At 63.1% G+C, this 22,503-nt stretch carries 21 protein-coding genes and 1 tRNA gene; 5 read left to right on the plus strand and 17 right to left on the minus strand.

Features of this window, described 5'->3' with window-relative positions; all coding sequences use genetic code 11:
* Nucleotides 1-310: hypothetical protein (locus tag OIN59_RS21390; protein WP_274113665.1), on the plus strand; the 310-nt coding region annotated here is incomplete at its 5' end.
* A gap of 296 nt (nt 311-606) precedes the next feature.
* Here the strand turns inward: OIN59_RS21390 and OIN59_RS21395 are convergent.
* The 5 genes from OIN59_RS21395 to tolB form a co-directional block, all read right to left on the minus strand.
* Nucleotides 607-682, minus strand: a tRNA-Lys gene (locus OIN59_RS21395).
* Between the two features lie 42 nt (nt 683-724).
* Complete coding sequence (locus OIN59_RS21400) at nt 725-1,552, minus strand: tRNA threonylcarbamoyladenosine dehydratase (protein WP_274113667.1); 828 nt, start codon at nt 1,550-1,552, stop codon at nt 725-727.
* On the minus strand, nt 1,552-2,343 hold the full coding sequence (gene ybgF / locus OIN59_RS21405; RefSeq protein ID WP_274113669.1) for a tol-pal system protein YbgF: 792 nt from the start codon (nt 2,341-2,343) through the stop codon (nt 1,552-1,554). The genes OIN59_RS21400 and ybgF overlap by 1 nt, the downstream gene beginning before the upstream one ends.
* Nucleotides 2,343-2,885, minus strand: a complete 543-nt coding sequence (pal, locus tag OIN59_RS21410; protein ID WP_274113671.1) for a peptidoglycan-associated lipoprotein Pal — start codon at nt 2,883-2,885, stop codon at nt 2,343-2,345. The genes ybgF and pal overlap by 1 nt, the downstream gene beginning before the upstream one ends.
* 44 nt (nt 2,886-2,929) lie before the next feature.
* A complete protein-coding gene (gene tolB, locus OIN59_RS21415) occupies nt 2,930-4,249 on the minus strand; it encodes a Tol-Pal system beta propeller repeat protein TolB (protein ID WP_274113673.1) in 1,320 nt (439 codons plus the stop codon).
* A gap of 140 nt (nt 4,250-4,389) precedes the next feature.
* Between tolB and msbA the strand changes: the two genes are divergently transcribed.
* Nucleotides 4,390-6,192 (plus strand): lipid A export permease/ATP-binding protein MsbA, encoded by a 1,803-nt coding sequence (gene msbA / locus OIN59_RS21420; RefSeq protein ID WP_274113675.1) that lies wholly within the window; start codon nt 4,390-4,392, stop codon nt 6,190-6,192.
* A gap of 86 nt (nt 6,193-6,278) precedes the next feature.
* On the opposite strand, the gene OIN59_RS21425 is transcribed toward msbA, so the two are convergent.
* From OIN59_RS21425 to mltG, 6 genes are all read right to left on the minus strand, one after another.
* Nucleotides 6,279-6,953, minus strand: a complete 675-nt coding sequence (locus OIN59_RS21425) for an ankyrin repeat domain-containing protein (RefSeq protein WP_274113676.1) — start codon at nt 6,951-6,953, stop codon at nt 6,279-6,281.
* Nucleotides 6,950-7,756 carry a TatD family hydrolase gene (locus OIN59_RS21430; protein ID WP_274113678.1) on the minus strand — a complete coding sequence of 269 codons (807 nt, stop codon included), beginning with the start codon at nt 7,754-7,756 and terminating at the stop codon, nt 6,950-6,952. The genes OIN59_RS21425 and OIN59_RS21430 overlap by 4 nt, the downstream gene beginning before the upstream one ends.
* Nucleotides 7,757-7,820: 64 nt before the next feature.
* Nucleotides 7,821-8,180: a PilZ domain-containing protein gene (locus OIN59_RS21435; protein ID WP_015013859.1), complete on the minus strand. Its 360-nt coding sequence runs from the start codon at nt 8,178-8,180 to the stop codon at nt 7,821-7,823.
* A 15-nt stretch (nt 8,181-8,195) separates the two neighbouring features.
* Nucleotides 8,196-9,203: a DNA polymerase III subunit delta' gene (locus OIN59_RS21440; protein ID WP_274113683.1), complete on the minus strand. Its 1,008-nt coding sequence runs from the start codon at nt 9,201-9,203 to the stop codon at nt 8,196-8,198.
* Nucleotides 9,200-9,877, minus strand: a complete 678-nt coding sequence (gene tmk, locus OIN59_RS21445; RefSeq protein ID WP_274113685.1) for a dTMP kinase — start codon at nt 9,875-9,877, stop codon at nt 9,200-9,202. The genes OIN59_RS21440 and tmk overlap by 4 nt, the downstream gene beginning before the upstream one ends.
* A gap of 24 nt (nt 9,878-9,901) precedes the next feature.
* Nucleotides 9,902-10,888, minus strand: a complete 987-nt coding sequence (mltG, locus tag OIN59_RS21450; protein WP_407655129.1) for an endolytic transglycosylase MltG — start codon at nt 10,886-10,888, stop codon at nt 9,902-9,904.
* A gap of 45 nt (nt 10,889-10,933) precedes the next feature.
* Between mltG and ygfZ the strand changes: the two genes are divergently transcribed.
* Nucleotides 10,934-11,851: a CAF17-like 4Fe-4S cluster assembly/insertion protein YgfZ gene (ygfZ, locus tag OIN59_RS21455; protein WP_274113687.1), complete on the plus strand. Its 918-nt coding sequence runs from the start codon at nt 10,934-10,936 to the stop codon at nt 11,849-11,851.
* A 63-nt stretch (nt 11,852-11,914) separates the two neighbouring features.
* Here the strand turns inward: ygfZ and OIN59_RS21460 are convergent, their stop codons facing one another.
* The 3 genes from OIN59_RS21460 to OIN59_RS21470 form a co-directional block, all read right to left on the minus strand.
* Nucleotides 11,915-12,772 (minus strand): YbgC/FadM family acyl-CoA thioesterase, encoded by an 858-nt coding sequence (locus OIN59_RS21460; protein WP_274113689.1) that lies wholly within the window; start codon nt 12,770-12,772, stop codon nt 11,915-11,917.
* Between the two features lie 8 nt (nt 12,773-12,780).
* Nucleotides 12,781-13,743 carry an alpha/beta hydrolase gene (locus OIN59_RS21465; protein ID WP_456057494.1) on the minus strand — a complete coding sequence of 321 codons (963 nt, stop codon included), beginning with the start codon at nt 13,741-13,743 and terminating at the stop codon, nt 12,781-12,783.
* Nucleotides 13,744-13,808: 65 nt separating this feature from the next.
* On the minus strand, nt 13,809-14,678 hold the full coding sequence (locus OIN59_RS21470; RefSeq protein ID WP_274113691.1) for a 2-keto-4-pentenoate hydratase: 870 nt from the start codon (nt 14,676-14,678) through the stop codon (nt 13,809-13,811).
* Nucleotides 14,679-14,777: 99 nt separating this feature from the next.
* On the opposite strand from OIN59_RS21470, the gene OIN59_RS21475 reads away from it, so the two are divergent.
* Together OIN59_RS21475 and OIN59_RS21480 are read left to right on the plus strand one after the other, a co-directional pair.
* Nucleotides 14,778-15,914, plus strand: coding sequence for an iron-containing alcohol dehydrogenase (locus OIN59_RS21475; protein ID WP_274113693.1), 1,137 nt, complete (start codon nt 14,778-14,780; stop codon nt 15,912-15,914).
* Between the two features lie 241 nt (nt 15,915-16,155).
* Nucleotides 16,156-18,978, plus strand: a complete 2,823-nt coding sequence (locus OIN59_RS21480) for a bifunctional diguanylate cyclase/phosphodiesterase (protein WP_274113696.1) — start codon at nt 16,156-16,158, stop codon at nt 18,976-18,978.
* A gap of 53 nt (nt 18,979-19,031) precedes the next feature.
* On the opposite strand, the gene OIN59_RS21485 is transcribed toward OIN59_RS21480, so the two are convergent.
* From OIN59_RS21485 to OIN59_RS21495, 3 genes are all read right to left on the minus strand, one after another.
* Nucleotides 19,032-20,204 carry a patatin-like phospholipase family protein gene (locus tag OIN59_RS21485; RefSeq protein WP_274113698.1) on the minus strand — a complete coding sequence of 391 codons (1,173 nt, stop codon included), beginning with the start codon at nt 20,202-20,204 and terminating at the stop codon, nt 19,032-19,034.
* Between the two features lie 134 nt (nt 20,205-20,338).
* Nucleotides 20,339-21,397 carry an acyltransferase family protein gene (locus tag OIN59_RS21490; protein ID WP_274113699.1) on the minus strand — a complete coding sequence of 353 codons (1,059 nt, stop codon included), beginning with the start codon at nt 21,395-21,397 and terminating at the stop codon, nt 20,339-20,341.
* Between the two features lie 257 nt (nt 21,398-21,654).
* On the minus strand, nt 21,655-22,482 hold the full coding sequence (locus tag OIN59_RS21495; RefSeq protein ID WP_274113701.1) for an HDOD domain-containing protein: 828 nt from the start codon (nt 22,480-22,482) through the stop codon (nt 21,655-21,657).
* Between the last annotated feature and the right edge of the window lie 21 nt (nt 22,483-22,503).

Raw genomic sequence — 22,503 nt, forward strand, 5'->3', positions numbered from 1 at the left:
TTGCGATCTCGCTGAGGGAGAGTTGGTCGCGCAGCCTCATGCGCCTGACCTTGCCAATCATGTCCATGGTGATCACCTTGAATCCCTGCTGAAATTCTCAGCAGGTCAGTGGAACACCCTGGTCAATATTGGATTGGCACTTTGCCGTTTAGCTGGTCAAGATTGCATCGGCTCCAACAAACCTGGGCCCTCATTGAGAGCGCTCGTCGAAGCCGCGATTGCAGAGGTGCTTCCCCATGCTCTTCGCTCACGGCGCGAGCACCCTTTCCGATGGATGAGCGATGAAGCAGTGCGTCGAACTTGGAAATGACGCACTGACCGGAACAGGCTCAGGAAAATCGACAAGGAGTTGACCGAAAACTGCCGGTCTGAGACGTCTGGGGCTGAGCTATGGCGTTCTTTTACCATACCAGTTGCGCAGTCAGTGTCCAAGTAGCAAAGGAACGCGCCGATAGACCACTTGAACACCACTTCACGCTCCTGGCGCGTTGGTTGCAATTTCCGCTCATCAGCTTTAAAACTGTCACCAGACTGTCACCAGCCCAAAAATGAAAAAAGCCCGCTATGGTTTAAATAGCAGGCTTTTCAATATTCACAACGTGTTGGTGGTAGGACGTACAAGATTCGAACTTGTGACCAACGGATTAAAAGTCCGCTGCTCTACCAACTGAGCTAACGTCCCAACCGATTGCAGCCATCCTGTTGATTGCTGCAAAGCCTTGAATTATAGCGTCTTTTTTTCTGCAAACTGGGAACCCGTTGCAAGTTTGTCGAGCACCCAGCCCGCTGCACACTGACCGAAGGTAGCGGTCACGGCAACCACCGAGCCGTACCCGTGGCAGTTCAACGAACCATCGCCATCGATGTTGCAGGAAGCGTCTGGCGGTGCCACGGCCTCACGGCTGAAGACACAGGTGACCCCGATCTTCTTGCCTTCACGCGGAGCGCCGTGGTGCTTGCGCATCTGATAGCGCAGTTGCGCCAGCAGCGGGTCGTGGGTGGTCAGCGCGAGATCATCCACATCCACCTTGTGCGCATGTCGCTTGCCCCCTGCGGCACCCACGGTGATGTGCAGCACGCCGTGGGCCCGCGCCCATACGGACAGTGCCAGTTTGGCCTTGATCTGGTCACAGGCATCGATGAGAGCGTCTACCGGCGTCTGCAGCAAGCCCGGCCAGTTTCCAGGCTCCACAAACTCCTCGACGCAGTGAACGATACAGCCCGGGTGGATTTGTGCGATGCGATCGCGCATGGCCAAAACCTTTGCCTGCCCCACCGTATCGGTCAGCGCATGGATTTGGCGATTGATGTTGGATTCGGCCACATGATCCAAATCGATCAAGGTAATTTGCGCGACGCCGCTGCGCGCGAGGGCCTCAGCCGCCCACGACCCGACGCCACCAATACCAACCACGGCCACGTGGGCCGAACGAATTCTGGCTGCGCCCTGCACTCCATAGAGCCGCTGGAGTCCACCAAAGCGGCGCTCCAGCGCATGCTCCGCATCAACATCTGGCGCAGTTTGCGGGGCCGAAGCCACATCACCCGCCATTACTTGAGCCGCGACAGGCGTTCTTTGGCGGCCACGGCTGCCTCGGACTGGGGATAAGCGCGAATCAGGTCTTCCAGTGTCTTGCGCGCGGTCCGCGTGTCCTTGAGCTCAATCTGACAATTGGCAATGGACAGCGCAGCCTCCGGCGCACGGGCGTGCGTGGGGGCGTCGGTCAGCATCTGCTTGAAATTGCCGATTGCCTCCTTGTACTCACGTGTTGCGTACTGGGCATTACCCAGCCAAAAACGCGCAGAGGGCACGTAGCCGCTGCGTGGATACTGCCGCACGAAGCCAGCGAAAGCAACGCTCGCGTCAGAGAATTTGCCCGAACGAAAGACTGCCAAGGCTGCTTCAAAATCACGCTTTTCGGCAGGGTCCGCCTGGAACTCACGACCGTCCACATTGACCTTGATGGGTTCGAACTGACGCAACCGCTCGTCCACCCCCTGTGCGATGTCTTTCTGGCGACGCTGCAACTCGCCCACGTCGCGCAAGAGCTGTTCGTTCTGGCCATTGAGCTTGGCCTGCTCTGCGCGCAAGGTCTCGATCTGCGTCTGCAAATCCAGCAGGCTGCGGCGCAACTGGGCGTTCTCTTCGCCAAGCTTGCGCACTTCTTCTGCCGAGCGCTGCTGAGACGACTGCAGACCATCAACGCGTTGCCGCATCTCCAGGATGGCCCGTCGTGCTTCGCCGTCTTCAAAGATGGCTGCATGGGCGGAAGACAACGACACCGCAAGCAATGCCGCCGTCGCCAGCACCCTCAACGAGAAAACCGGTGCAGCGAATGTCATCAACGGTACGACAGTTCAGCGCGACGGTTTTGAGCGCGTGCGTCTTCGGTGCTGCCTTGTGCTGCAGGTTTTTCCTTACCAAAACTCACAGCCTCGACCTGGCTGTCAGGCACGCCCAGCAAGCCCAGCGAACGACGCACGGCTTCAGCGCGCTTCTGGCCAAGTGCCAAGTTGTACTCACGGCCACCACGGTCATCGGTGTGGCCTTCGATCATGACCTTGCGGTTGGGAGCCGCTTTGATGAATCGAGAGTGCGCCTCGATCAGGGATTGAAACTCGGGCTTGATCACATAGCTGTCGTAATCAAAGTACACCACGCGCGCGACACCTACAGGGCCTGCACCGTCACGGCCGGATTGACCCAGATCCACACCAGCGACGCCGCTTTGTGACGTATTGCCCGAGTTGGCGCCGGTATTGGCGCCCCCCATGGTGGAAGTGGCATTTTTGTCTTCGACCGGCACATCGTCCAGCTTCACGCCAGAGCTGCAACCCGCCATGAGGGCGACAACGGTGAGGGCAAGGGTAAAACGTTTGATCATCCAAATTTCTCCTAAAGGCTTGGTAACTGAAAGTGCAGATAAGTTCATTGCTTTTGAAACGGACCCCAGTCCGGTTCGCGGATATCACCCGCCTGACCCGCCAGACGGGCCTTGATCTTGCCGTCTAGCGTCGAGGTCATGAGGGCTTCACGGCCTTGCTGCTGGGTGGCGTACACAATGAGGCGGCTGTTGGGCGCAAAGCTAGGGTTTTCGTCTGCCGTTGTATCAGTTACGGCATTGACGGTACCGGTAGACAAGTCCATGACATGGAGCTTAAAGGCGCCGCCCACGCGAGAAATGTAAGCCAGCCAACGGCCGTCAGGGCTGACGCTGGGGGAGATGTTGTAGGCCCCCGTAAAAGTCACGCGTTCCGCATTGCCACCCGACGCACCCACCTTGTAGATCTGCGGCGCACCGCCCCGATCACTCACAAAGAAAATGCTGCGACCGTCGCCCGAGAACACAGGCTCGGTATCGATACCGGCGCTCTGCATCAGCCTGCGAGGCTCACCGCCATTGGCGTCGATGGTGTATAGCTGCGAGCCGCCATCGCGGCTCAAGGTGACCGCCAACGTGCGGCCGTCCGGTGCCCAGGCTGGCGCACTGTTGGAGCCACGGAAGTTCGCGATCAAGCGCCTGCGGCCGGTGGCCACGTCATGCACGTAGACCACCGGCTTGCGCGATTCGAACGACACATAGGCCAGTTGCCCGCCGTTGGGCGACCATGCGGGCGAGATGATGGGCTCGGGGCTCGACAAGGCAGACTGTGCGTTCTCCCCATCGGCATCCGCGACCCACAGGCTGTAGCGGGGGCCGGTTTTGGTCACATAAGCAATGCGGGTCGAGAAGATGCCGCGCTCACCAGTGAGTTTTTCGTAGATGAAGTCGGCAATGCGATGCGACACCAGACGTAGGTCGCCCTGGGTGACCACAAAACTTTGCCCACCCAGGTCTTGGCCCTTGACCACGTCCCACAGGCGAAAGCGGACATCAAAACGTCCATCGACCAAACGCGTGACGCTGCCAGTGGCCAGCGAATCCGCATTTTTCTGGCGCCACAGCGCGACGTCTGGCCGCGCGGTCTCGTCCAGCGCTGCTCCGGAGGCGTCTATGGCGCGGAACTGCCCGCTGCGCTCCAGGTCGGCCTGCACGATGGCCGCAATTTTTTGAGGCGATTGCGCCTCGCCCCGAAACGGAGCAATGGCTATGGGCAGTTGGGTCAGCCCGACGCCCGTGACTTCGACACGGAATTGCGCAAGCGCGGGAATGGATGGTGATGCGATGAGTGCGGCCAGCAACTGGCGGCGCAGGGGAAGCAGCGGAGCTGCGGAAGATGGGTGTTGGGAGATTCGATCTGTGGTCATTGGCATCCAGCAGTGGCCGAACAAGTGCCGAAAGGGCAAACCCGAATGTTACACACAGCGGCGAGCCCCCTGTGACAAACTGTGCGCGGCAAACCAGGGTAGACGGACTGCGCATGGCGCAAACGTAGAATCCAGGCGACATGCAAGCCACCGACACGGGCACGACGCCCGCCACAGCCCCTACTCCCCCAACAACCTTGATGGCGCGCCTGAAGCGGCTGTCGGTGTATTTTGGCGACCAGCGAATGGCCTGGAGTCTGGCCATTGTTGCAACGCTGGTGGGCGCCATCACGGAACCATTGATCCCTGCCCTGCTGCAGCCGCTGCTGGACAAGGGCTTCACCCAGGGCACCTTGCAGCTTTGGATGGTGCCCCTAGCGATTTTGGGGGTTTTCTTCGTGCGTGGCGTAGCCCAGTTTGTGGGTCAGTACGCGCTTGCGCGCATCGCCAACGAAGGCATGTTGACACTGCGTCAGGCGCTGTTTGATCGTGTTCTGGCCGCAGAGATGGGCCTGTTCGCGCGGCAGTCAGCCAGCGCACTCTCCAACACCGTGGTTTACGAGGTGCAGACCGGGGCCACCTTGCTGGTGCAGGCATTGTTGGGCCTATCGCGCGACGGCTTCACACTGATCGCGCTGCTGGTCTATTTGCTGTACCTCAACTGGCAGCTGACGTTGATCGTTGCTGTCGTCGTTCCGGGGGTTGCCTGGATCATGAAGACCCTGTCGCGGCGGCTGTACCACCTGACCAAGAGCAGCCAACAGGCCACAGATGAGCTGGCCTATGTGGTCGAAGAAAATGTGCTGGCACATCGCATGGTGCGCTTGCACGGGGCACAGGACGGGCAGGCACAGCGTTTTGCCGACCTGAGCCGCAGCCTGCGCCGCCTGGCCATCAAATCCACCATTGCCTCAGCAGCCATGACACCACTGACCCAGTTGCTGGCAGCAGCCGCGCTGTCGGTGGTGATCTGCATTGCGTTGTGGCAAAGCCGGGGGGCGGTCGATGTGAAGGACGTGACCGTGGGCGGATTTGTGTCGTTCATCACCGCCATGCTGATGCTCATCGCACCCATTCGGCGCCTGGCTGACGTGGCCAGCCCCGTGACACGGGGCGTAGCCGCCTTGGAGCGCGGCCTGGGCCTGCTGGGCGACACTGGCGCAGAAACCGGTGGCACCTACGGCAAGGACCGCGTGCAAGGCGCGCTCACACTGAGCAATGTCACCGTATCGTTTGGCCCGGACCATGCTCCCGCGCTGGATGGGGTGAACCTGCAGGTCGCCCCGGGCGAAATCGTGGCACTGGTAGGCCCCTCGGGCGCAGGCAAGACCACGCTGGTCAACCTGCTGCCACGCTTTGTCATGCCTTCGGCAGGCACCATCGCGGTCGATGGCCACGCATTGCAGGACTGGGACCTGGCTTCGCTGCGCGCGCAATTTGCCATGGTGAGCCAGGATGTGGTGATGTTCAACGACACCATTGCCACCAATGTGGCGCTGGGCCAGGCCATGGACGAAACCCGTGTGCTGCAGTGCCTGGCTGCCGCCAACTTGGCCGAGCATGTGGCAGGCCTCCCGCAGGGTATCCACACCGTGGTGGGACACAACGCCACGCAATTGTCGGGCGGTCAGCGCCAGCGGCTGGCCATTGCACGGGCTCTGTACAAGGATGCCCCCATCCTCATTCTGGACGAAGCGACGTCTGCCCTGGACACCGAGTCAGAACGACTGGTGCAGGAGGCCTTGCAGCGCCTGATGCAGGGCCGCACCACCCTGGTCATTGCGCACCGACTCTCCACCATCGAGCATGCCGACCGTGTCGTGGTGATGGAGCGCGGGCGGATAGCGGAGCAAGGTACCCACAGCGCGTTGATGGCGCAGGGGGGGCTGTATGCGCGCCTGCAGACACGCACTGCGTCAAATGGTGGGGCGGTCTCCGAGTAGGATTCCTAATGGCTCAACGCCAGCCACCCTGACCGCGCTGCAGCCTGGCCCGCCCCTCAGCAACGAACGACTGCGACCAGCCGCATTTACCACTTGCCCCGGTCGGGCTGGCGTCGCCGAATGGCGGCGGCGATCTTTTCTGCGGACTCGGTCCGACTCACACGCAATGCAAAATCGGCGGCGGTTAGCCCCAGTTGGTTCTTGAGCGTGGGGTCAGCCCCCTCCTCCAGCAGCAATTGCACGGCCCCTGCGGAACCGTAATGCGCGGCCATCATCAGCGGCGTGGTGCCATTGGGCGACGCAGCGTCAATGTAGGCATGGTTTTCGAGCAGCAGCGCAATGATGACCGCGTGCTGGGGCGAGCCCGCCGACGCGGCGTAGTGCAGCGGTGTCCAGCCTGTTTTGTTGACATCGGCATCGCGTGCGATGAGGGCCTTGACAGCCTCTACGTTGCCCTTGATGGCGGCCATCATCAACGGGCTTTCGTCCTGGGCATTGCGGGCATCCACATTCACCCGACGAGACGCCAGAAGGGCTGCAAAGGCCTTGTTCGCGCCGTTTTGCAACGCAATCGTGAGCCCCACCTGCCCCTTGGGGTCGCGCGTGTTCGGATCGAAGCCGCGATGCAGCAGTGCGGTGATGGCGTCGCCATCGTCGCGCAGGACGGCCACAAAAAAATCTTCATAGGCGCCTGCCCACACACCGGCAGACACCACTCCCAGCGCCACAGCCGCCATAGCGGAACGTCGTTGCAGGCTCATGCCATCACCCCCGGGAACAAGGTGTCGAAATTGCGGCTGGTGGCCTCTGCCACCACCTCCAGCGTGAGGCCCTTGGTCTCGGCCACCTGTCGGGCCACATGGGGCACATACGATGGGTTGTTGGTCTTGCCACGGTAGGGCACCGGGGCCAGGTAAGGGCTGTCGGTCTCGATGAGCATGCGGTCCAGCGGCACAAAGGCCACCACGTCACGCAGATCCTGCGCGCTCTTGAACGTGACGATGCCCGAGAACGAGATGTAGTAGCCCAGGTCCAGCGCGGCGCGCGCCACCTGCATCGATTCGGTAAAGCAATGGAATACGCCGCCCGCCAGATTGCCTGCGCCATCCTCGCCCTCTTCCTTCAGGATGGCCCGCGTGTCGTCGGATGCACTACGGGTGTGGATGATGAGCGGCTTGCCACAGGCCCGTGCTGCGCGGATGTGGGTGCGGAAACGGTCGCGCTGCCATTCCAGGTCGGCAATGCTGCGCCCGCCCTTGCGGTCTTCCATGCCGTAGTAGTCCAGGCCCGTCTCGCCGATGGCCACCACGCGCGGCAAGGCGGCGCGGTCCAGCAGATCCTGCACGCTGGGCTCCGTCACGCCCTCGTTGTCGGGATGCACCCCCACCGTGCTCCAGAAGTTGTCATGGGCCAGGGCCAGGGCGTGCACGCACTCGAACTCTTCCATGGTGGTGCAAATGCACAGAGCCCGGGTGACTTGGGCCTCGGCCATGGCCTGGCGAATGGCGGGCAGTTGGCTGACCAGCTCCGGGAAGTTAAGGTGGCAGTGCGAATCAGTGAACATGTGATGAAAAACAAAAATGCCGACCAGCCAGCGCGGGTCGGCACGGAGGCAACAACGGTGCGGGTCAAATCGTCTGAGTAGGACGGTCGGAGCCCAGGGCGGTTCCCAACAATTCCTCGATCTTGGCCTTGAGCTGGCGGGATTTTTCGTCCTTGGGGAACTGGATGCCCACCCCTTGGGTGCGGTTGCCCGCAGCACGAGCCGGTGTCACCCAGGCCACACGGCCTGCCACGGGGTAGCGCTGTGTGTCATCCGGCAAGGTCAGCAGCACATACACATCGTCGCCCAGCTTGTAGTCACGCTGGGTGGGTACAAAGATGCCCCCTTCGGCAAAAAAAGGAATGTAGGCGGCATAGAGCGCGGCCTTTTCCTTGATGGCCAGCTGCATGACGCTGGGGCGGGGCGCGGTGGATGGACTGCTCATGGGTGGGGGTGCGGCTTATTGTTTGGAGTGTAGGGTGTTTCGCGCCTGGGCGACAAGCGCCTCCAGCATGAGCCCGCCGTTGAACGGGTGGTCTGCCGTGCGCGCTGCCTTGGACAGCGCCCGCGACCAGCGCGTGAGCGCGCCCAGCGGCGGCGTCTTGGGCAGGTCGGCCTGCGCAAAGTAACGCGGCGCAGCACCCACGCTGGCGGCCAGCAGGTCGTGGCAGAGCTTTTGCAGCGCGTCGATCACCTGGGCCGGGGCCCAATCACCCAAAGCCGTCACGTCACCACGGGCCACGGCCTGGGGCAAGGCGGACCAGGCCTGCGGGCTGCGGCCTGACTGGGCCAGCGCCAGGGCATCCTCCGGCCGGCCACCCGCTGCACGCAGGAAGGAGGTGGCTGCATCCCGTGCGATGCCCTGCGCCTGTAGCCAGGCGAGCATGTCGGCCTCTGGGGGCCAGACCATGGTGTGCCCCAGGCAGCGGCTGCGGATGGTGGGCAGCAGCTGGTGCGCGGCCTCGCTGGCCAGCACAAACCGCACGTCGCCCGGGGGTTCTTCCAACGTCTTGAGCAGCGCGTTGGCCGTGACATGGTTCATCTGCTCGGCCGGGTACACCAGCACGGCCTTGCCTTTGCCACGCGCCGAGGTGCGCTGAGAAAACTCGACCGCATCGCGCATGGCCTCCACACGGATCTCGCGGCTGGGCTTGCGCTTCTTGTCGTCGATGTCGGCCTGGGCTTTTTCCGACAAGGGCCAGCCCAGCGCCATCATCTGCACCTCGGGCATCAGCACACACAGGTCAGCATGCGTGCGCACGTCGATGGCGTGGCAGCTGCCGCAATGGCCGCAGGCGCCCTGCTCCGTCGGTGTATCGCACAGCCATGCGCGCACGAGCTCCAGCCCCAGGGCGTACTGCCCCAGGCCCGACGGACCCTGCAGCAGCCACGCATGGCCGCGCTGGGCCAGCAGGCTGGTGCGCTGCGCGGCAATCCACGGCGCCAACGCCACGACAGACCCGCTCATTGCGGACCTCCCTGCGTAGCCACCATGATGGCCAGCCAGCCCTTGCGCACAAACACGCTGGTGAGCTGCTGCCACACGCGGTGGCGGTCTTGTGCCGCATCCAGGCGTGCAAAACGCTGCGGCGCCGCAGCGGCGCGGTCGGCATAACCCTGGGCCACACGGCGGAAGAACTCTACCGGCTGGGCCTCAAAGCGGTCGGGCACGCGTGCGCCGACCAGCCGCTCGGCCGCCACCTCGGGCGCCAGGTCAAACCACACCGTCAGATCGGGTTCACGCATCAAACTGGCCTCAGGCGCCAGTCCCGTCTGCGCCAGGCGCTCCAAAGTTGATAGCACACCCAGATCAAAGCCCCGCCCCGCACCCTGGTAGGCAAAGGTGGCGTCGGTGAACCGGTCGCACAGCACCACCTCGCCCCGGGCCAGGGCGGGCTCGATGACGTTGCGCAAATGGTCGCGGCGAGCCGCAAAGATCAGCAAGGACTCGGTGAGCGCGTCCATGGGGTCGTTCAACACCATCTCACGCAACTTTTCAGCCAGCGGCGTGCCGCCGGGCTCGCGGCTCACGGTGACAGTGCGGCCCTGGGTGCGGAACGCTGCGGCCAGCCCTTCGATGTGCGAGGACTTGCCTGCACCGTCGATGCCTTCAAAGGTGATGAACAGACCGGGTCGTGACATGGGCGCCTTGGTGAAAGAATCTGCTTACTGCTGCCCGCGCTGGTAGCGGTTGACGGCACGGTTGTGCTCCTCCAGCGACGCGCTGAAGTGGCTGGTGCCATCGCCCTTGGCCACAAAGTACAGGGCGCGCGTGGCCTGCGGCTGCACGGCGGCCAGCAGCGAGGCCTTGCCGGGCATGGCGATGGGCGTGGGCGGCAGTCCCGCGCGGGTGTAGGTGTTCCAGGGGGTGTCAGTCTGCAGGTCGCGCTTGCGCAGGTTGCCGTCGAACCTCTCGCCCAAGCCATAGATCACCGTGGGGTCGGTCTGCAGCAACATGCCCACCCGCAGGCGGTTGACGAACACGCCCGCAATCTGGCCCCGGTCGCTGGCCTTGCCAGTTTCTTTTTCGACAATGCTGGCCAAGGTCAGCGCCTCGTCCACCGACTTGAGCGGGGTATCCGCAGCGCGTTGCGACCAGGCCGCCTCCAGATGGCGGTCCATGGCGTGCATCGCCCGGCGCAGCAAGGCGATGTCGCTAGAGCCTTTGGCGTAGGTGTAGGTGTCCGGGAAGAACCGCCCCTCCGGCGCCACGCCGGGGCGGCCCAATTGGGCCATCAACGCTTCGCCGGTCAAACCGGCGGAGTCGCGCTTGAGCTGCTCCTCCTTCGCCAGCGCCTGGCGCACTTGACGCCAGTTCCAGCCCTCGACCAGCGTGAGCGCGCGCAGGGCCTCTTCGCCACGGGCCAACTTTTGCAGCAGTGTGATGGGGGTGGTGCCAGGCGGGATTTCGTAGTTGCCTGCCTTGATGGCGCGGTCCTGCCCCGAGAAACGGAACCAGGCATACAGCAGGCGGGCATCGGTCTTGACCCCTGACGCCACGACATCACGCGCTACGCCACGCGGCGTGGTACCCGGCTCAATCGCCAGCTCCAGCGGCTGCGGCCCCAGGTCCAGCGGCTGGTGCAGCCACCAATACGCGCCGCCGCCCAGTGCGATCCCCACCAACACGATCAAAGCCAGTAAACGTCGCACAACCCTGCCGTCTGTATGTATGAAACAGGGCATCATAATTCAGCGATGACCTATCCCTTGAATGGCATTGCCCCCCTGTCCCACCTCGGCGTGATTCGCGTGGAAGGCGAAGACGCCGCCAAATTTCTGCACGGCCAGCTCACCCAGGATTTCGCCCTGCTCGGCATGGACCAGGCCCGTCTCGCGGCCTTCTTGTCGGCCAAGGGCCGCATGTTGGCCAGTTTCATCGGCTTCAAGCGCAGCGCCACCGAGGTGCTGCTGGTCTGCAGCCGCGACCTGCTGCCCCCCACACTCAAGCGCCTGTCGATGTTTGTGCTGCGCGCCAAGGCCAAGTTGACGGATGCGACGGCGGATTTCGCGCTCTACGGCGTGGCCGGAGACGCTATCCAATCCATAGCTGGTGGTGCCCAACCCGCCTGGTCCAAGGTCGATATTGGTGCCGCAAACGTTGTGCACCTGTATCCCGCCGACGGCACTGCGCGCGCCCTGTGGGTGGCCCCCGCAACGGAGCCCGCGCCCGCAGGCCCGGCGCTGGATGCCACGCTGTGGCTCTGGAGCGAGGTGAAGAGCGGCGTGGCCACGCTGACCACCCCGGTGGTCGAGGCGTTCGTTCCCCAGATGCTCAACTACGAATCAGTGGGCGGCGTGAACTTCAAGAAAGGCTGCTACCCCGGCCAGGAAGTGGTGGCACGCAGCCAGTTCCGGGGCACGCTCAAGCGCCGCGCCTACATTGCCCACGCGGCAGCTGAAGTGGTCGTGGGTGGCGAGGTGTTCAACACGGCAGACTTGGAGCAGCCTTGTGGAACGGTGGTGCAGGTAGCCCCGGCGCCGGGCGGTGGATTCGACACCACCGTGTCGCTGCAGATCAGTGCAGCGCAAGAAGGCAGCCTACAGGTGGGCGCGGCGGACGGCGTGGCTCTGTCGCTGCTGCCCCTGCCCTACCCCTTGCTTGAAGATATTTAAACAAAATGGGCTCTTGCGCCCGTCCATTATGCGCAATTAGCTCACTTTTTAATAGCGATTCAACTACAACTGCCGTGCCATCGCAATGTGCGCAATACCGGCCTCTTCGTACGGATCGCCCACCACGGCAAACCCGGCACGGCGGTAAAAGCCCTCGGCACTGCGCTGGGCGTGCAATTGCACCTCCGTGTCGCCCCGGGCACGGGCAGCGTCCACCAGCGCATCCAGCAACTGCCGACCCCATTGCACACCGCGCACGGATCGGTCCACCGCCATGCGGCCGATGCGGCCCACGCCGGGTGCCTGCTGTAGCAGGCGGCCCGCAGCGATGGGCATGCCCAGCCGGTTGTAGAGCACGGCATGGCGCGCCGAGATGTCGTGCCTATCGGCCTCAACCTCGGCCGGGATGCCCTGCTCATGCACAAACACATCGGTGCGCACGCGGCCTGCATCGCGGCCCAGAGTGTTCCAGTCGCCGGTGCGCACCTCGGCCATCTCGGCGCCCGCTTCAAAGCCTTCGAAGATCGCGCGCAATGCAGGCGGCACAGGGCGGGAGGTCTGCGTGGCCGGGTCGGCAAACACATAGACCAGTTCGGCCGAGATCAGCAGGCGGTCGCCACAAAAAATGCCCGCCGTAAACAGGCACGACGAGTTGCCGATGCGCGCGCACTTCAGGCCCACGTCCAGCGTGTCATCGAGCCGCGCCGAGGCGTGGTATTCGACCGTGGCCTTTTTCACATACATCTCGCCGCCCAGGGCCAGCATGCTGGCCTCGTACGGCAGCGCCAGCGCGCGCCAGTATTCGGACATGGCCGTATCGACGTACATGAGGTAGTGCGCGTTGAACACGATCTTTTGCATGTCCACCTCGGCCCAGCGCACGCGCAGGCGGTGGAAACAACGGAAATCAATGCGTTGCATGGGTTCGTTTACTCCAGGTGAAAAGCCAGCCGCAGCGCGCGGGCTGCATCGGCATGGGCCTTGCGCGCTTCGGGGATAGCGCGGCCCATCTTGATGAATTCGTGCGTTACGCCCCGGTAAATGTCCAGGTCCACGGGCACACCAGCCAGGCGCAGCTTGTCGGCATAGTCAACGCCCTCGTCCACCAGCGGGTCGCATTCCGCCAGGCCGATCCAGGCGGGGGCCACGCCTTCGACATCTGGCGCCAGCAGCGGGGCAAAACGCCAGTCTTCGCGCTCTGCGCGGCTTTGCACATAGTTGCCAAAGAACCAGCTGATGGCGGGCTCCTCCAGCACCAGCCCGCGCGCGAAGGTGGCGTGCGAAGGCGTGTCCTGGTGCGCCGCGCAGCCGGGGTAGATCAGCAGTTGCAGCGCCAGCGGCAGGCCCGCATCGCGCGCCAGGATGGCGTTGACGGCAGCCAGTGTGCCGCCTGCGCTGTCGCCACCCACGGCCAGGCGTTGTGGGTCTGCCCCCAGACTCTCAGCGTTGGCAGCAAGCCACTGCAAAGCGCCCCAGGCATCGTTGCTGGCGGTGGGAAAGCGGTGCTCCGGCGCCAGCCGGTAGTCCAGCGACACCACCATGCAACGGCCCAAGCGCGCCAGCTCGCGGCACAAGATGTCGTGCGTGACGATGTTGCCGATGGTGAAGCCCCCGCCGTGTGTGTACAGCAGCACCGGCAGGCCCGCGTCGGCGCTGGGCGCATACAGCCGCGCGGGCAGCATGGCGCCATCGCGGGTGGGGATCTGCAGGTCTTCCACCCGGGCCAGGGCTGCCTTGGGCACCTCCAGCACGTCGGCACCTGCCTGATAGGCGATGCGTGCCTCCTGCGGCGTGCGCGTGTGCAGCGGTGGGTGCCCGGCGCGGGCCATGCGTTCAAGCACGCTGCGCATCTGCGGGGTCAGGCGGGTGTGGTGGATATGCAGGTCGGTCAACGGTCGGAGTCTCGGCAACAAAAAAAGAAACGGCCCGCACGCCGGCGAGCCGGTCATCGGGGGAATTACTTGAAGCTCAGGCGCACGGGCGCTGCACCAGGCAGGCCGTCATAGGTGGCTGTGACCGCCAGACCGGCCTTGGGCGGCAACAGCGGCGAGAACGAGCCCAGGCTGATCAGATCGCCCGGCTGCATGGCCAGGCCTTCCTGGGCCAACGCACCGGCCAGCCACACCACGGCGTTGAGCGGGTGCTCCAGAATGTCGCTGCCCTTGCCGCCGCCCAGGCGGGCACCCGCTCCATCGGTCAGCGACACGTTCATGTCGGCCAAGGCCTTGAGCATGGCAAAACGCTCTCCGCGATAAGCAGGCACCGCAATGGGGGCACCCGCCACACCCAGCCGCGCGCCCACGTTGATGGCGGTCACACCCGCACCGTTGAGCTTGGGCGGCGCTTGCACCATCAGGTCGGGCAGTTCGATGAAGGGGATGATCTGATCCACGGCGTTCAACACATCCATGGGGGTCTTGGCCTGGTTGATGGCCGCGCTCTTCACGCGCACCAACATGTCGGCTTCGTAGAGAGGGCGGGCACCGAAGGCGGCGTCTACCGTGGCCCCGCTTTGCAGCACCATGCCCTCGTAGAGCTTGCCCCATACGGGCTTGTCGGTGTTGAAGCGTTTTTGCACCGCAGGGTTGGTCAGGCCCGCCTTGTAGCCGACCACCTTGCCCATGCGCTGGGCCAGCAAGGCGTTGACCTTGGCCCGCGTGCAGGCGCCATCGGCGTCCGTCAGGTTCTCGGGGTTGGCGGCCGGGGTCTTGGCCGCGTAGTTGGCCACCAGATCGGAGGCCTGCGCATCGGTCAGGCACTGGGCCTGGGCGCTTGTCGCAGAGGCGACGGCCACCAGGGCCGCCATCAGGGTTTGCTTCGTTTTCATATGTGTCTCCTCCTTATAAAGTAGCTACTGATCACCTGAGCGGCGACCCAGCGGACTATCGTAATCGCTGGCGCTTTTTTTCACACACCCTGTTGCACCATGGCTTTCATCTACTACATCACCCAGATCCAGTTTGAATTCGGCGCTGTCAAGCTCCTGAAGCAGGAATGCGAGCGTGTGGGCATCACGCGCCCGCTGATCGTGACGGACCCTGGCGTGAAGGCCGCAGGCGTGCTGCAAAAAGCGCTGGACGCCCTGCCCGGTTTGACCGTGGCGGTGTTTGACCAGACGCCGTCGAACCCCACCGAAGCCGCCGTGCGCGCCGCCGTGGAGATGTACAAGGCCCAGGGTTGCGACGGTCTGATCGCCGTGGGCGGCGGCTCGGCCATCGACTGCGCCAAGGGCATTGCCATTGCCGCCACGCACGAAGGCCCCCTCACCCACTACGCCACCATCGAAGGCGGCTCGCCCCGCATCACCGAGCGCGCTGCACCGCTGATCGCCGTGCCCACCACCAGCGGCACGGGCAGCGAGGTGGCGCGCGGCGCCATCATCATCGTGGACGACCACCGCAAGCTGGGCTTTCACTCGTGGAACCTGGTGCCCAAGACAGCCATCTGCGACCCCGAACTCACGCTGGGCCTGCCCCCCATGCTCACAGCCGCCACGGGCATGGATGCCATTGCACACTGCATGGAAACCTTCATGTCCGCCGCGTTCAACCCGCCCGCCGACGGCATTGCGCTGGACGGCCTCACGCGCGGCTGGGCAAACATCGAACAGGCCACCAAGAACGGTAGCGACCGCGACGCGCGCCTGCACATGATGAGCGCCAGCATGCAGGGCGCCATGGCCTTCCAGAAGGGCCTGGGCGCGGTGCACTCGCTCAGCCACAGCCTGGGCGGCGTGAACCCGCGCCTGCACCACGGCACCCTCAATGCCATGTTCCTGCCCGCCGTGATCCGCTTCAACGCGCAGGCCGAATCGGTGCAAAAAGAAAAGCGCCTGGAGCGCATGGCCCACGCCATGGGCCTGGCCTCCGCAGGCGACATCCCCGAGGCCATCCGCGACATGAACGCCCGCCTGGGCCTGCCCACGGGCCTGGCGGCCATGGGCGTGACCGAGGCGATGTTCGACGACATCATCAAGGGAGCGATGACCGACCACTGCCACAAGACCAACCCGCGCGTTGCCACGCCCGAGGAATACCGCGACATGCTGACACAGTCACTCTGATCCACCACCCCATCGCCCCGCGCCTGCACCGGGCTGCGGAGGCACGGCTGCGGGCGCTGTCGGAGGGCCTGTCGCCCCCCCTCTGATCGCAGCGCCATTTACAAAACGTCACACATCAGCAACACCCCGCAGATGGCGCAGTCCAAAACATGGCTCACAACGCCTCCCACGCTAGACTTCCTGCTGTCAACAATTAATTAACCTTTCATTACCCTGGGGTTGTGGGGGAGGACTACCGTCAATGCGCACCGGAAATCTCACCACCTGGCTGCTGCGGGGCACCTACCCCCGGCTGTATGTGCCCATCGTGGCGATCATTCTGCTGGTCACCGGGGTCCGCTACCACTACCTGCTGGCGGCAGAAACAGACGAGGCCCTGCAACAAGCCTCCACCGAACTGCGGCGCGCCAGCGACCCCCTGCTGCTGCGCCTGGCAGCGATGCCCACGCCGGATGCCGACACCGTCACCAGCGTCCTGACCGAGGGGCTTGCGCAGGCGGCGCCCGGCGTCGCGTCCATGAAGTGGCAGGTTGCAGGCCAACCCACCATAGAGGTCACCGCCCCACCGCGCCCTGCCGTCGCCCCCCCGTGGTTTGCTGGCTGGCTGGATCTGCCCGCTCCCGTGCAGCAGTCCGGCCTGACGCTGGCAGGCGGCACATCGGGGCGGTTGACGGTCACGGCACACCCGCAGCCCCTGGCAGATCAGGTGTGGGCCACGGTGATGGTGCAGGCGCGCATCTCGGCACTCAACATCTTCACCATTCTGTTTCTGCTGACGCTATTGCTGCGCGCCAATGCCCGCATGCTGCAGCGGCTGGCCCAGGCCACCGATGCGTTTCGCCAGGGTTACCTGAGCACCCGCATGGAGGTGACGGGCACGCTCGAATCCCGCGCCATGGCCGAGACCTTCAACGACATGGCGGGCAAGGTGCAGTCCCTGGTGTTGTCCCTGCACGAAACGCAACGCCAGCAAAGCGAGCAGTTGCACTTCACGCGCCAGCTGATCGATGCCCTGCCCCTGCCGGTGTTTGTGCGCCATGCCGACGGCACCTACCTGGACACCAACCGCGCATGGCAGCGCCTGTTCCAGTCCCAGCCCGGTGCGGACGGGGCCACCGGCGCCAGTTTGCCCGCCGAACTCGCGCCCGAGAGGTCTGCCCGCATCGCCAGCGCGCACAACAACGAAATCCGCATTCACCCGCCGCATCAGCCCCCGCTGGACATGGCCTACTACGAGGCGGCTTTCACCAGCACCAGCGGCGTGCTGGCGGGCACCATCGGCACGCTGGTGGACGTGACCGAGCGCAAGCGCGCCCAAGAAGCCCTGCGCTCCGAAAAAGAACGTGCCGAGGTCACCCTGGCCTCCATCGGCGACGGCGTCATCACCACCGACCTGAGCGGGCGTATCGAGACCATCAATGAAGCCGCGCAGCTCATGACCGGGTTCACGGCAGAACAGGCGCTGGGGCGGCAGCTGGACGAAGTGTTTCGCCTGCATGAAGAGCCCGCCAGCCGCACCGCCAGTGCGGCCGCCGAGCGCGGCACGCAGCCGGGCGTGCTGCAGCAGGTCACCTACGAGGTGCTGATCCACCGCTCGGGCGAGCGCTACGCCATCGAATACACGGCAGCCGCGATCCGCGAAGGCACTGGCCACGCCGTGGGCTGCGTGCTGGTGTTCCGCGACGTGACCGAAACGCGCAATCTGCGCCACCAGATCTCCTGGCACGCCCGCCACGATGCGCTGACCGGGCTGTACAACCGCGCGGCCCTGGCGGAAAAACTCACACACGCCCTCTTCGTCGCCCGCAACCAGCAGTTGCTGTTGGGCGTATGCATGCTGGACCTGGACCACTTCCAGGCTGTGAACGACACTTTCGGCCAGCGTGTGGGCGATCGCCTGCTCAAGGAAGTGGCCCGACGCCTGGGGGCCTTCATCACCACCCATGACGCCGTGGCCCGCATGGGTGGGGACGAGTTTGTGCTGCTGCTGGGCGAGCAGCCCGATGTGTCCGCCATCGAAGCGCGCGTGGCCGTGCTGATGCAGCAACTGGCCGCTCCCTATGCGATTGACGACCGCATGGTGAACATCACGGTGAGCATTGGCGTGGCAGTGTTTCCACAGGACGATGCCAACCCCGACACCCTGCTGCGCCACGCCGACCAGGCCATGTGCCAGGCCAAGAGCTTCGGGCGCAACCAGCTGCATATGTTTGACGTGCAGCACGACCATGCCGTGCAGACCCAGCACACCCGCCAGACCCGGGTGGCCCGCGCCCTGCACGCTGGGGAGCTGGTGCTGCACTACCAACCCAAGGTCAATCTGCGCACGGGCGAAATCATTGGGCTGGAAGCCCTGCTGCGCTGGCAACACCCGCAGGAAGGGCTGCTGGGTCCGCAGCATGTGCTGCCACTGGTGGACGACACCGAACTGCTGGTCGAGCTGGGCGAATGGGTGCTGCGCCAGGCCCTGGCGCAGATGCGGCAATGGACCGATGCAGGCATGACATGGGAGGTCAGCGTCAACATCGCGGCGCCCCACTTTCACCGCCCGAACTTCGTGCAGCGGCTCAAGGACATCCTGCACACCTGCCCCGAGGTGTCTCCCACGCGGTTGGAGCTGGAGATTCTTGAATCGGCCGCGCTCGAAGACATGCAGTACATGCGCCACATGATGCAAAGCTGCCAGGCCCTGGGCGTGCGTTTTGCGCTGGACGACTTTGGCACCGGCTTTTCGTCCCTGTCCTACCTCAAGCGCCTGCCCGCCGAGACGATCAAGATCGACCAATCGTTTGTGCGCGGCATCCTGGAAGACGGCGACGACCTCACGCTCGTCAAAGCCATCGTGGCGCTGGCAGCAGCGTTCCACCGCCACGTGGTGGCCGAAGGGGTCGAAACCGCAGAACACTGCGCCAAGCTGCTGGAGCTGGGCTGCGAACGCGCACAGGGTTATGGCGTTGCCAGGCCCATGCCTGCAGGCGATGTGCTGCCTTGGGCCCGGGACCACGCTGCGCGCTATGCCGCCCGGGCTGTGCAAGAGGCTGCACGGCGCCCTGCCTCCGCTTGACCCTCCTACGGCCAGCGCATGAACGCCAGGGATGCGCCCGCTTTAACGGCGGCCTACAGCGGATGCACAGCCCCCATGTCGGGCCGTTCCAGCCATTCGCGCCACTCATCCACCAGCTGCTGACTGGCACGCGTGGCCGTCAGCCACGCCTTGGCACGGGCTTGGCTGTCGGTGCCGTAGTGGGTGAAGTCGTTGCGGTCGGGCAGCTTGGCATGGGGCAATCGGCGCACCCAGTCGGGGTCGGGCGACAGCACCACCATATTGTCGAGCGCAGACGTGGCCTTGTGTCGCCACTTCAGCCCCTTGTCCAACCAGCCAGGCACCACGCGGTGCTGAAAGTGGGGGTACAACACGATACCGCCGAAGCCATCGCGCAGCCCGGCACCCGTAGTTTTTGAGCCTTTTTGGCTTGAAGCGCTAGTACTACATGCCGGAACAGCTATCAATTTGGAAGCATCACCTTCCTGCTGGCCATAGGCAAGATGCAGGTGGTAGTCGGTGATGCCGCCATCCCAGTACGCGCCCCGGGGTGCTCCCGGGATGTTGTGCACCGCCTGCAAGACAAACGGAATCGAACAACTGGCCTGCAGCGCCTGCATGAAGTTGTCCGCGTTCAGACCGACCTGCCGGGTGCGGTAGTCGGTCGTGGCAAATGGCAAAGCGGCACCCGATGAGGAAAACACCACCCGCTCCAGCCACGCACCCAAAGCCTTGCGATGCACGGTGTTGGTCACAAACGCCCCCAGATACCCCAGCGGCGTGCCCAGCGCATGCTCGCGCCTTAGCATGTGGCGGCCCCGGGACGTGACGATGTGCAGATGAAAACGCGGATGGCTGAGCACCTCGTGCACCCGGCCGCCATAAAACGACTGCAGGTTCTGGCCGAACCGCTCACTCACATGCGCTGCCGTGGGGCGTTTTTTGCCCGGCGGCAACTCATAGTCCTGGTGGATGTAGTCGTGCTCCAGCCGCTCGAACGCGGCCACCGCCCCCTGCAGGCAGGCCGTAGCCATGCGCCAGGCACCAATCGAGGCGCCCACCAGGTGCACCGGCTGGCTGGACTGCGGCAGCCACTCGCCAAAGATGAACCGGTCCATCGGCCCCAGGATCAGCCCCTTGGGGCCCCCGGCAGCAGCCGGAATCACGCCCACATCGGCGGGCCGCAGGCCCTGTTGTTCCAGGTGTTGGCGGGCCCGGGGGCCGGCATGGATGCGCAGTGCTTTCATGGGGTGGATTGTCGCAAAGCCCGTGCACAACAGTAGTCAGGCACGCGTCTGCAATTGCTTCGCCAAAACGCAAACCAGTTGCACACGTTTAGCCAAGGCCAGACATGAAAATCTGCCAACAGCACGCAAGGCCATTACCTGCCAAACACCGCTTTTGCTCTGTTTCGTATGGGCTTCTCAAAAAATTCCTCACTCAACAAAGCCAGTGCAGCAGCAAGCGCCAAAACCAACAAGATCAACCCCAACCGAGAACCAAGACTCCAGGACAAAGGATCACCCCAACCGATTCTCGGAAGAATCACCCACGCTATTCCAAAGAAAATAATCGGATGGATGAGATAAAGACCATAAGTGGCGTCGCCAAAAAACTCAGCGGCTTTTGCGAATCTATTTTCTAGTCTCAGCCCACCAATGATCCAAACAAGAAAAAAACACACACAGAATCCGACAACACCCCTTACACCAAGCAACTCACCTCCGGCATTTACAGGATTAATTACAGCAATTGTAAAAAATCCGAAGGAGACCAACACCACCACAATCCGACTGGACAACAAGGGAAATATTTCTTTCCGCCGTAAATATCCAATCAAGCACCCCCCAAAAAAATATACAACAAAGGCTTGCGGTTGGTGAAGTGCAATACTATTTTCCAGATAGCCACCTGGTGAACCGATGGTGCGGGTTACCCACCACACCTGAGCAACAAGTAAAAGAAAAAATACCACAAAAAACCAATTTCTCCTTAGAACACAAAATCCCAACACCGGAAATATCAAATAATATATTACCTCAATACCCAAAGACCATCCACCAACGAGCATCGAGCTAGCAGCAGGATCAAAAAACCCAAAAGCAAAAAATCCGTTTAAAATGAATTTTTTCAATAATTCAATTGTTGCACCCTCTTTGCTTATCTTCCATGGCAAGACTAGCAGCATCAGAAAAATATAAAGCGGCGCCAACCTAAAATAGCGCAGCAGGAGAAATTTCTTAAAATTAAAACTTCTTTCTTCGAGATTCCCACCATAGGTGTACATCAAACTAGCGCCCGAGAGCACAAAAAAAAGATAAACGCCATAGCTACCAAACGAATGAAAATACCCGATATCCAACCACATCGACAGATGGTACCCACCCACTGCTAACGCACAGAGGCCACGAAGAAGGTCCCAACCCAAAATTCTATTCATCGTTTTTATTGTCAAAATTGTGAAGACTGAGAAATATCGCCCAGATCAGCCAGGAACTTTCACCGTACTCAAATAGCAAAAACACACACCCGTTACTTGCCTTATTTAATATGCCAGAACATTAAAGCATATTACTTTTGGCAAACAAATATAAAGGGGTGCGCAAGTTAAAAATACCACCCCAGCCCCCAAGGCCTGCCGTTGAACGAAGCAAACAGGAAGGAATGCAAACGGCCTAGTCCCTAAACGCCATGAAATCAGACTATAAAATCCGCCGCCTCTGGCCGGGCGGTCCAGTCGATGGGGTCTTGCTGCAACACCATGTCGATGTCGAGCCCCAGGGCCAGCCCCACTTCCCCAGGGAAGGACACTGCCAGCTCTTTTTCGCTCAACTCGGACTCGCGGGCGCGGGCGCGCCAGGCGGCGAGGTGGATGACACCCGCCAGGGGTTCATAGACCTTGTTGTCAAAGGGTGCGTGCTGGTGCTGCAGGGCATCAATCACCACCTCGGGCAATTGCCAACGGCGCGCGCAGCCCGCCGTGACCTGGCCATAGCTATAGCCAAAGATACGTTGCTCAATCTTGTCGCGACGCAGGTCAAACGGCGCTACCAGGGTGTTGACCGACTGGGCCCTCTCGGGGTCGGCCAAGTGGATCACCAGCTCACCCAAGGCATGCAGCAAACCTGCGGTGTAGGCCGCGATCTGGTTGTGGTGGACGATGCCCGCCAGCGAGCGGGCGAGCTTGGCGGTGTTGAGGCTGTAGCGCCAGAACTGCTGCATGTTCACCCCAGGCACCGAGCGCGATGTGGTACCCAGTGGCGCCGAGGTGACCAGCGTGCGCAACTGCGCCATGCCCAACAGCGCCAACGCCTCGGGGATGCCCGCGATCTGCCCGGGCAGTTGAAAGGTGGGGGAATTGGCCAGCTCCAACAGGCGTGCGGCCAGGGCCGGGTCGGTGCCAAACAGCTGGTTCAGGCGCCGCAGGCTGGGCTCGTTCTGGGCCAGCTCGCTCATCAGCAGCGCCACGGCGCGCGGAAGGCTGGGCAGCGCCACAGGTTGGGCCAGCAGTGCGTTCAACTCCATGGGGTACGGCGCCGGTGATTG

It is taken from the genome of Acidovorax benzenivorans (genome assembly GCF_028680575.1).
Classification (GTDB): Bacteria; Pseudomonadota; Gammaproteobacteria; order Burkholderiales; family Burkholderiaceae_C; genus Acidovorax; species Acidovorax benzenivorans.

What these genes read in the sequence shown, in the direction of transcription:
- OIN59_RS21400 (WP_274113667.1), bottom strand. Translation starts at nt 1,552, where the DNA reads ATGGCGGGTGATGTGGCTTCGGCCCCGCAAACTGCGCCAGATGTTGAT.
- ybgF (WP_274113669.1), bottom strand. Translation starts at nt 2,343, where the DNA reads ATGACATTCGCTGCACCGGTTTTCTCGTTGAGGGTGCTGGCGACGGCG.
- pal (WP_274113671.1), bottom strand. Translation starts at nt 2,885, where the DNA reads ATGATCAAACGTTTTACCCTTGCCCTCACCGTTGTCGCCCTCATGGCG.
- tolB (WP_274113673.1), bottom strand. Translation starts at nt 4,249, where the DNA reads ATGACCACAGATCGAATCTCCCAACACCCATCTTCCGCAGCTCCGCTG.
- msbA (WP_274113675.1), top strand. Translation starts at nt 4,390, where the DNA reads ATGCAAGCCACCGACACGGGCACGACGCCCGCCACAGCCCCTACTCCC.
- OIN59_RS21425 (WP_274113676.1), bottom strand. Translation starts at nt 6,953, where the DNA reads ATGAGCCTGCAACGACGTTCCGCTATGGCGGCTGTGGCGCTGGGAGTG.
- OIN59_RS21430 (WP_274113678.1), bottom strand. Translation starts at nt 7,756, where the DNA reads ATGTTCACTGATTCGCACTGCCACCTTAACTTCCCGGAGCTGGTCAGC.
- OIN59_RS21435 (WP_015013859.1), bottom strand. Translation starts at nt 8,180, where the DNA reads ATGAGCAGTCCATCCACCGCGCCCCGCCCCAGCGTCATGCAGCTGGCC.
- OIN59_RS21440 (WP_274113683.1), bottom strand. Translation starts at nt 9,203, where the DNA reads ATGAGCGGGTCTGTCGTGGCGTTGGCGCCGTGGATTGCCGCGCAGCGC.
- tmk (WP_274113685.1), bottom strand. Translation starts at nt 9,877, where the DNA reads ATGTCACGACCCGGTCTGTTCATCACCTTTGAAGGCATCGACGGTGCA.
- ygfZ (WP_274113687.1), top strand. Translation starts at nt 10,934, where the DNA reads ATGACCTATCCCTTGAATGGCATTGCCCCCCTGTCCCACCTCGGCGTG.
- OIN59_RS21460 (WP_274113689.1), bottom strand. Translation starts at nt 12,772, where the DNA reads ATGCAACGCATTGATTTCCGTTGTTTCCACCGCCTGCGCGTGCGCTGG.
- OIN59_RS21470 (WP_274113691.1), bottom strand. Translation starts at nt 14,678, where the DNA reads ATGAAAACGAAGCAAACCCTGATGGCGGCCCTGGTGGCCGTCGCCTCT.
- OIN59_RS21475 (WP_274113693.1), top strand. Translation starts at nt 14,778, where the DNA reads ATGGCTTTCATCTACTACATCACCCAGATCCAGTTTGAATTCGGCGCT.
- OIN59_RS21480 (WP_274113696.1), top strand. Translation starts at nt 16,156, where the DNA reads ATGCGCACCGGAAATCTCACCACCTGGCTGCTGCGGGGCACCTACCCC.
- OIN59_RS21485 (WP_274113698.1), bottom strand. Translation starts at nt 20,204, where the DNA reads ATGAAAGCACTGCGCATCCATGCCGGCCCCCGGGCCCGCCAACACCTG.
- OIN59_RS21490 (WP_274113699.1), bottom strand. Translation starts at nt 21,397, where the DNA reads ATGAATAGAATTTTGGGTTGGGACCTTCTTCGTGGCCTCTGTGCGTTA.
- OIN59_RS21495 (WP_274113701.1), bottom strand. Translation starts at nt 22,482, where the DNA reads ATGGAGTTGAACGCACTGCTGGCCCAACCTGTGGCGCTGCCCAGCCTT.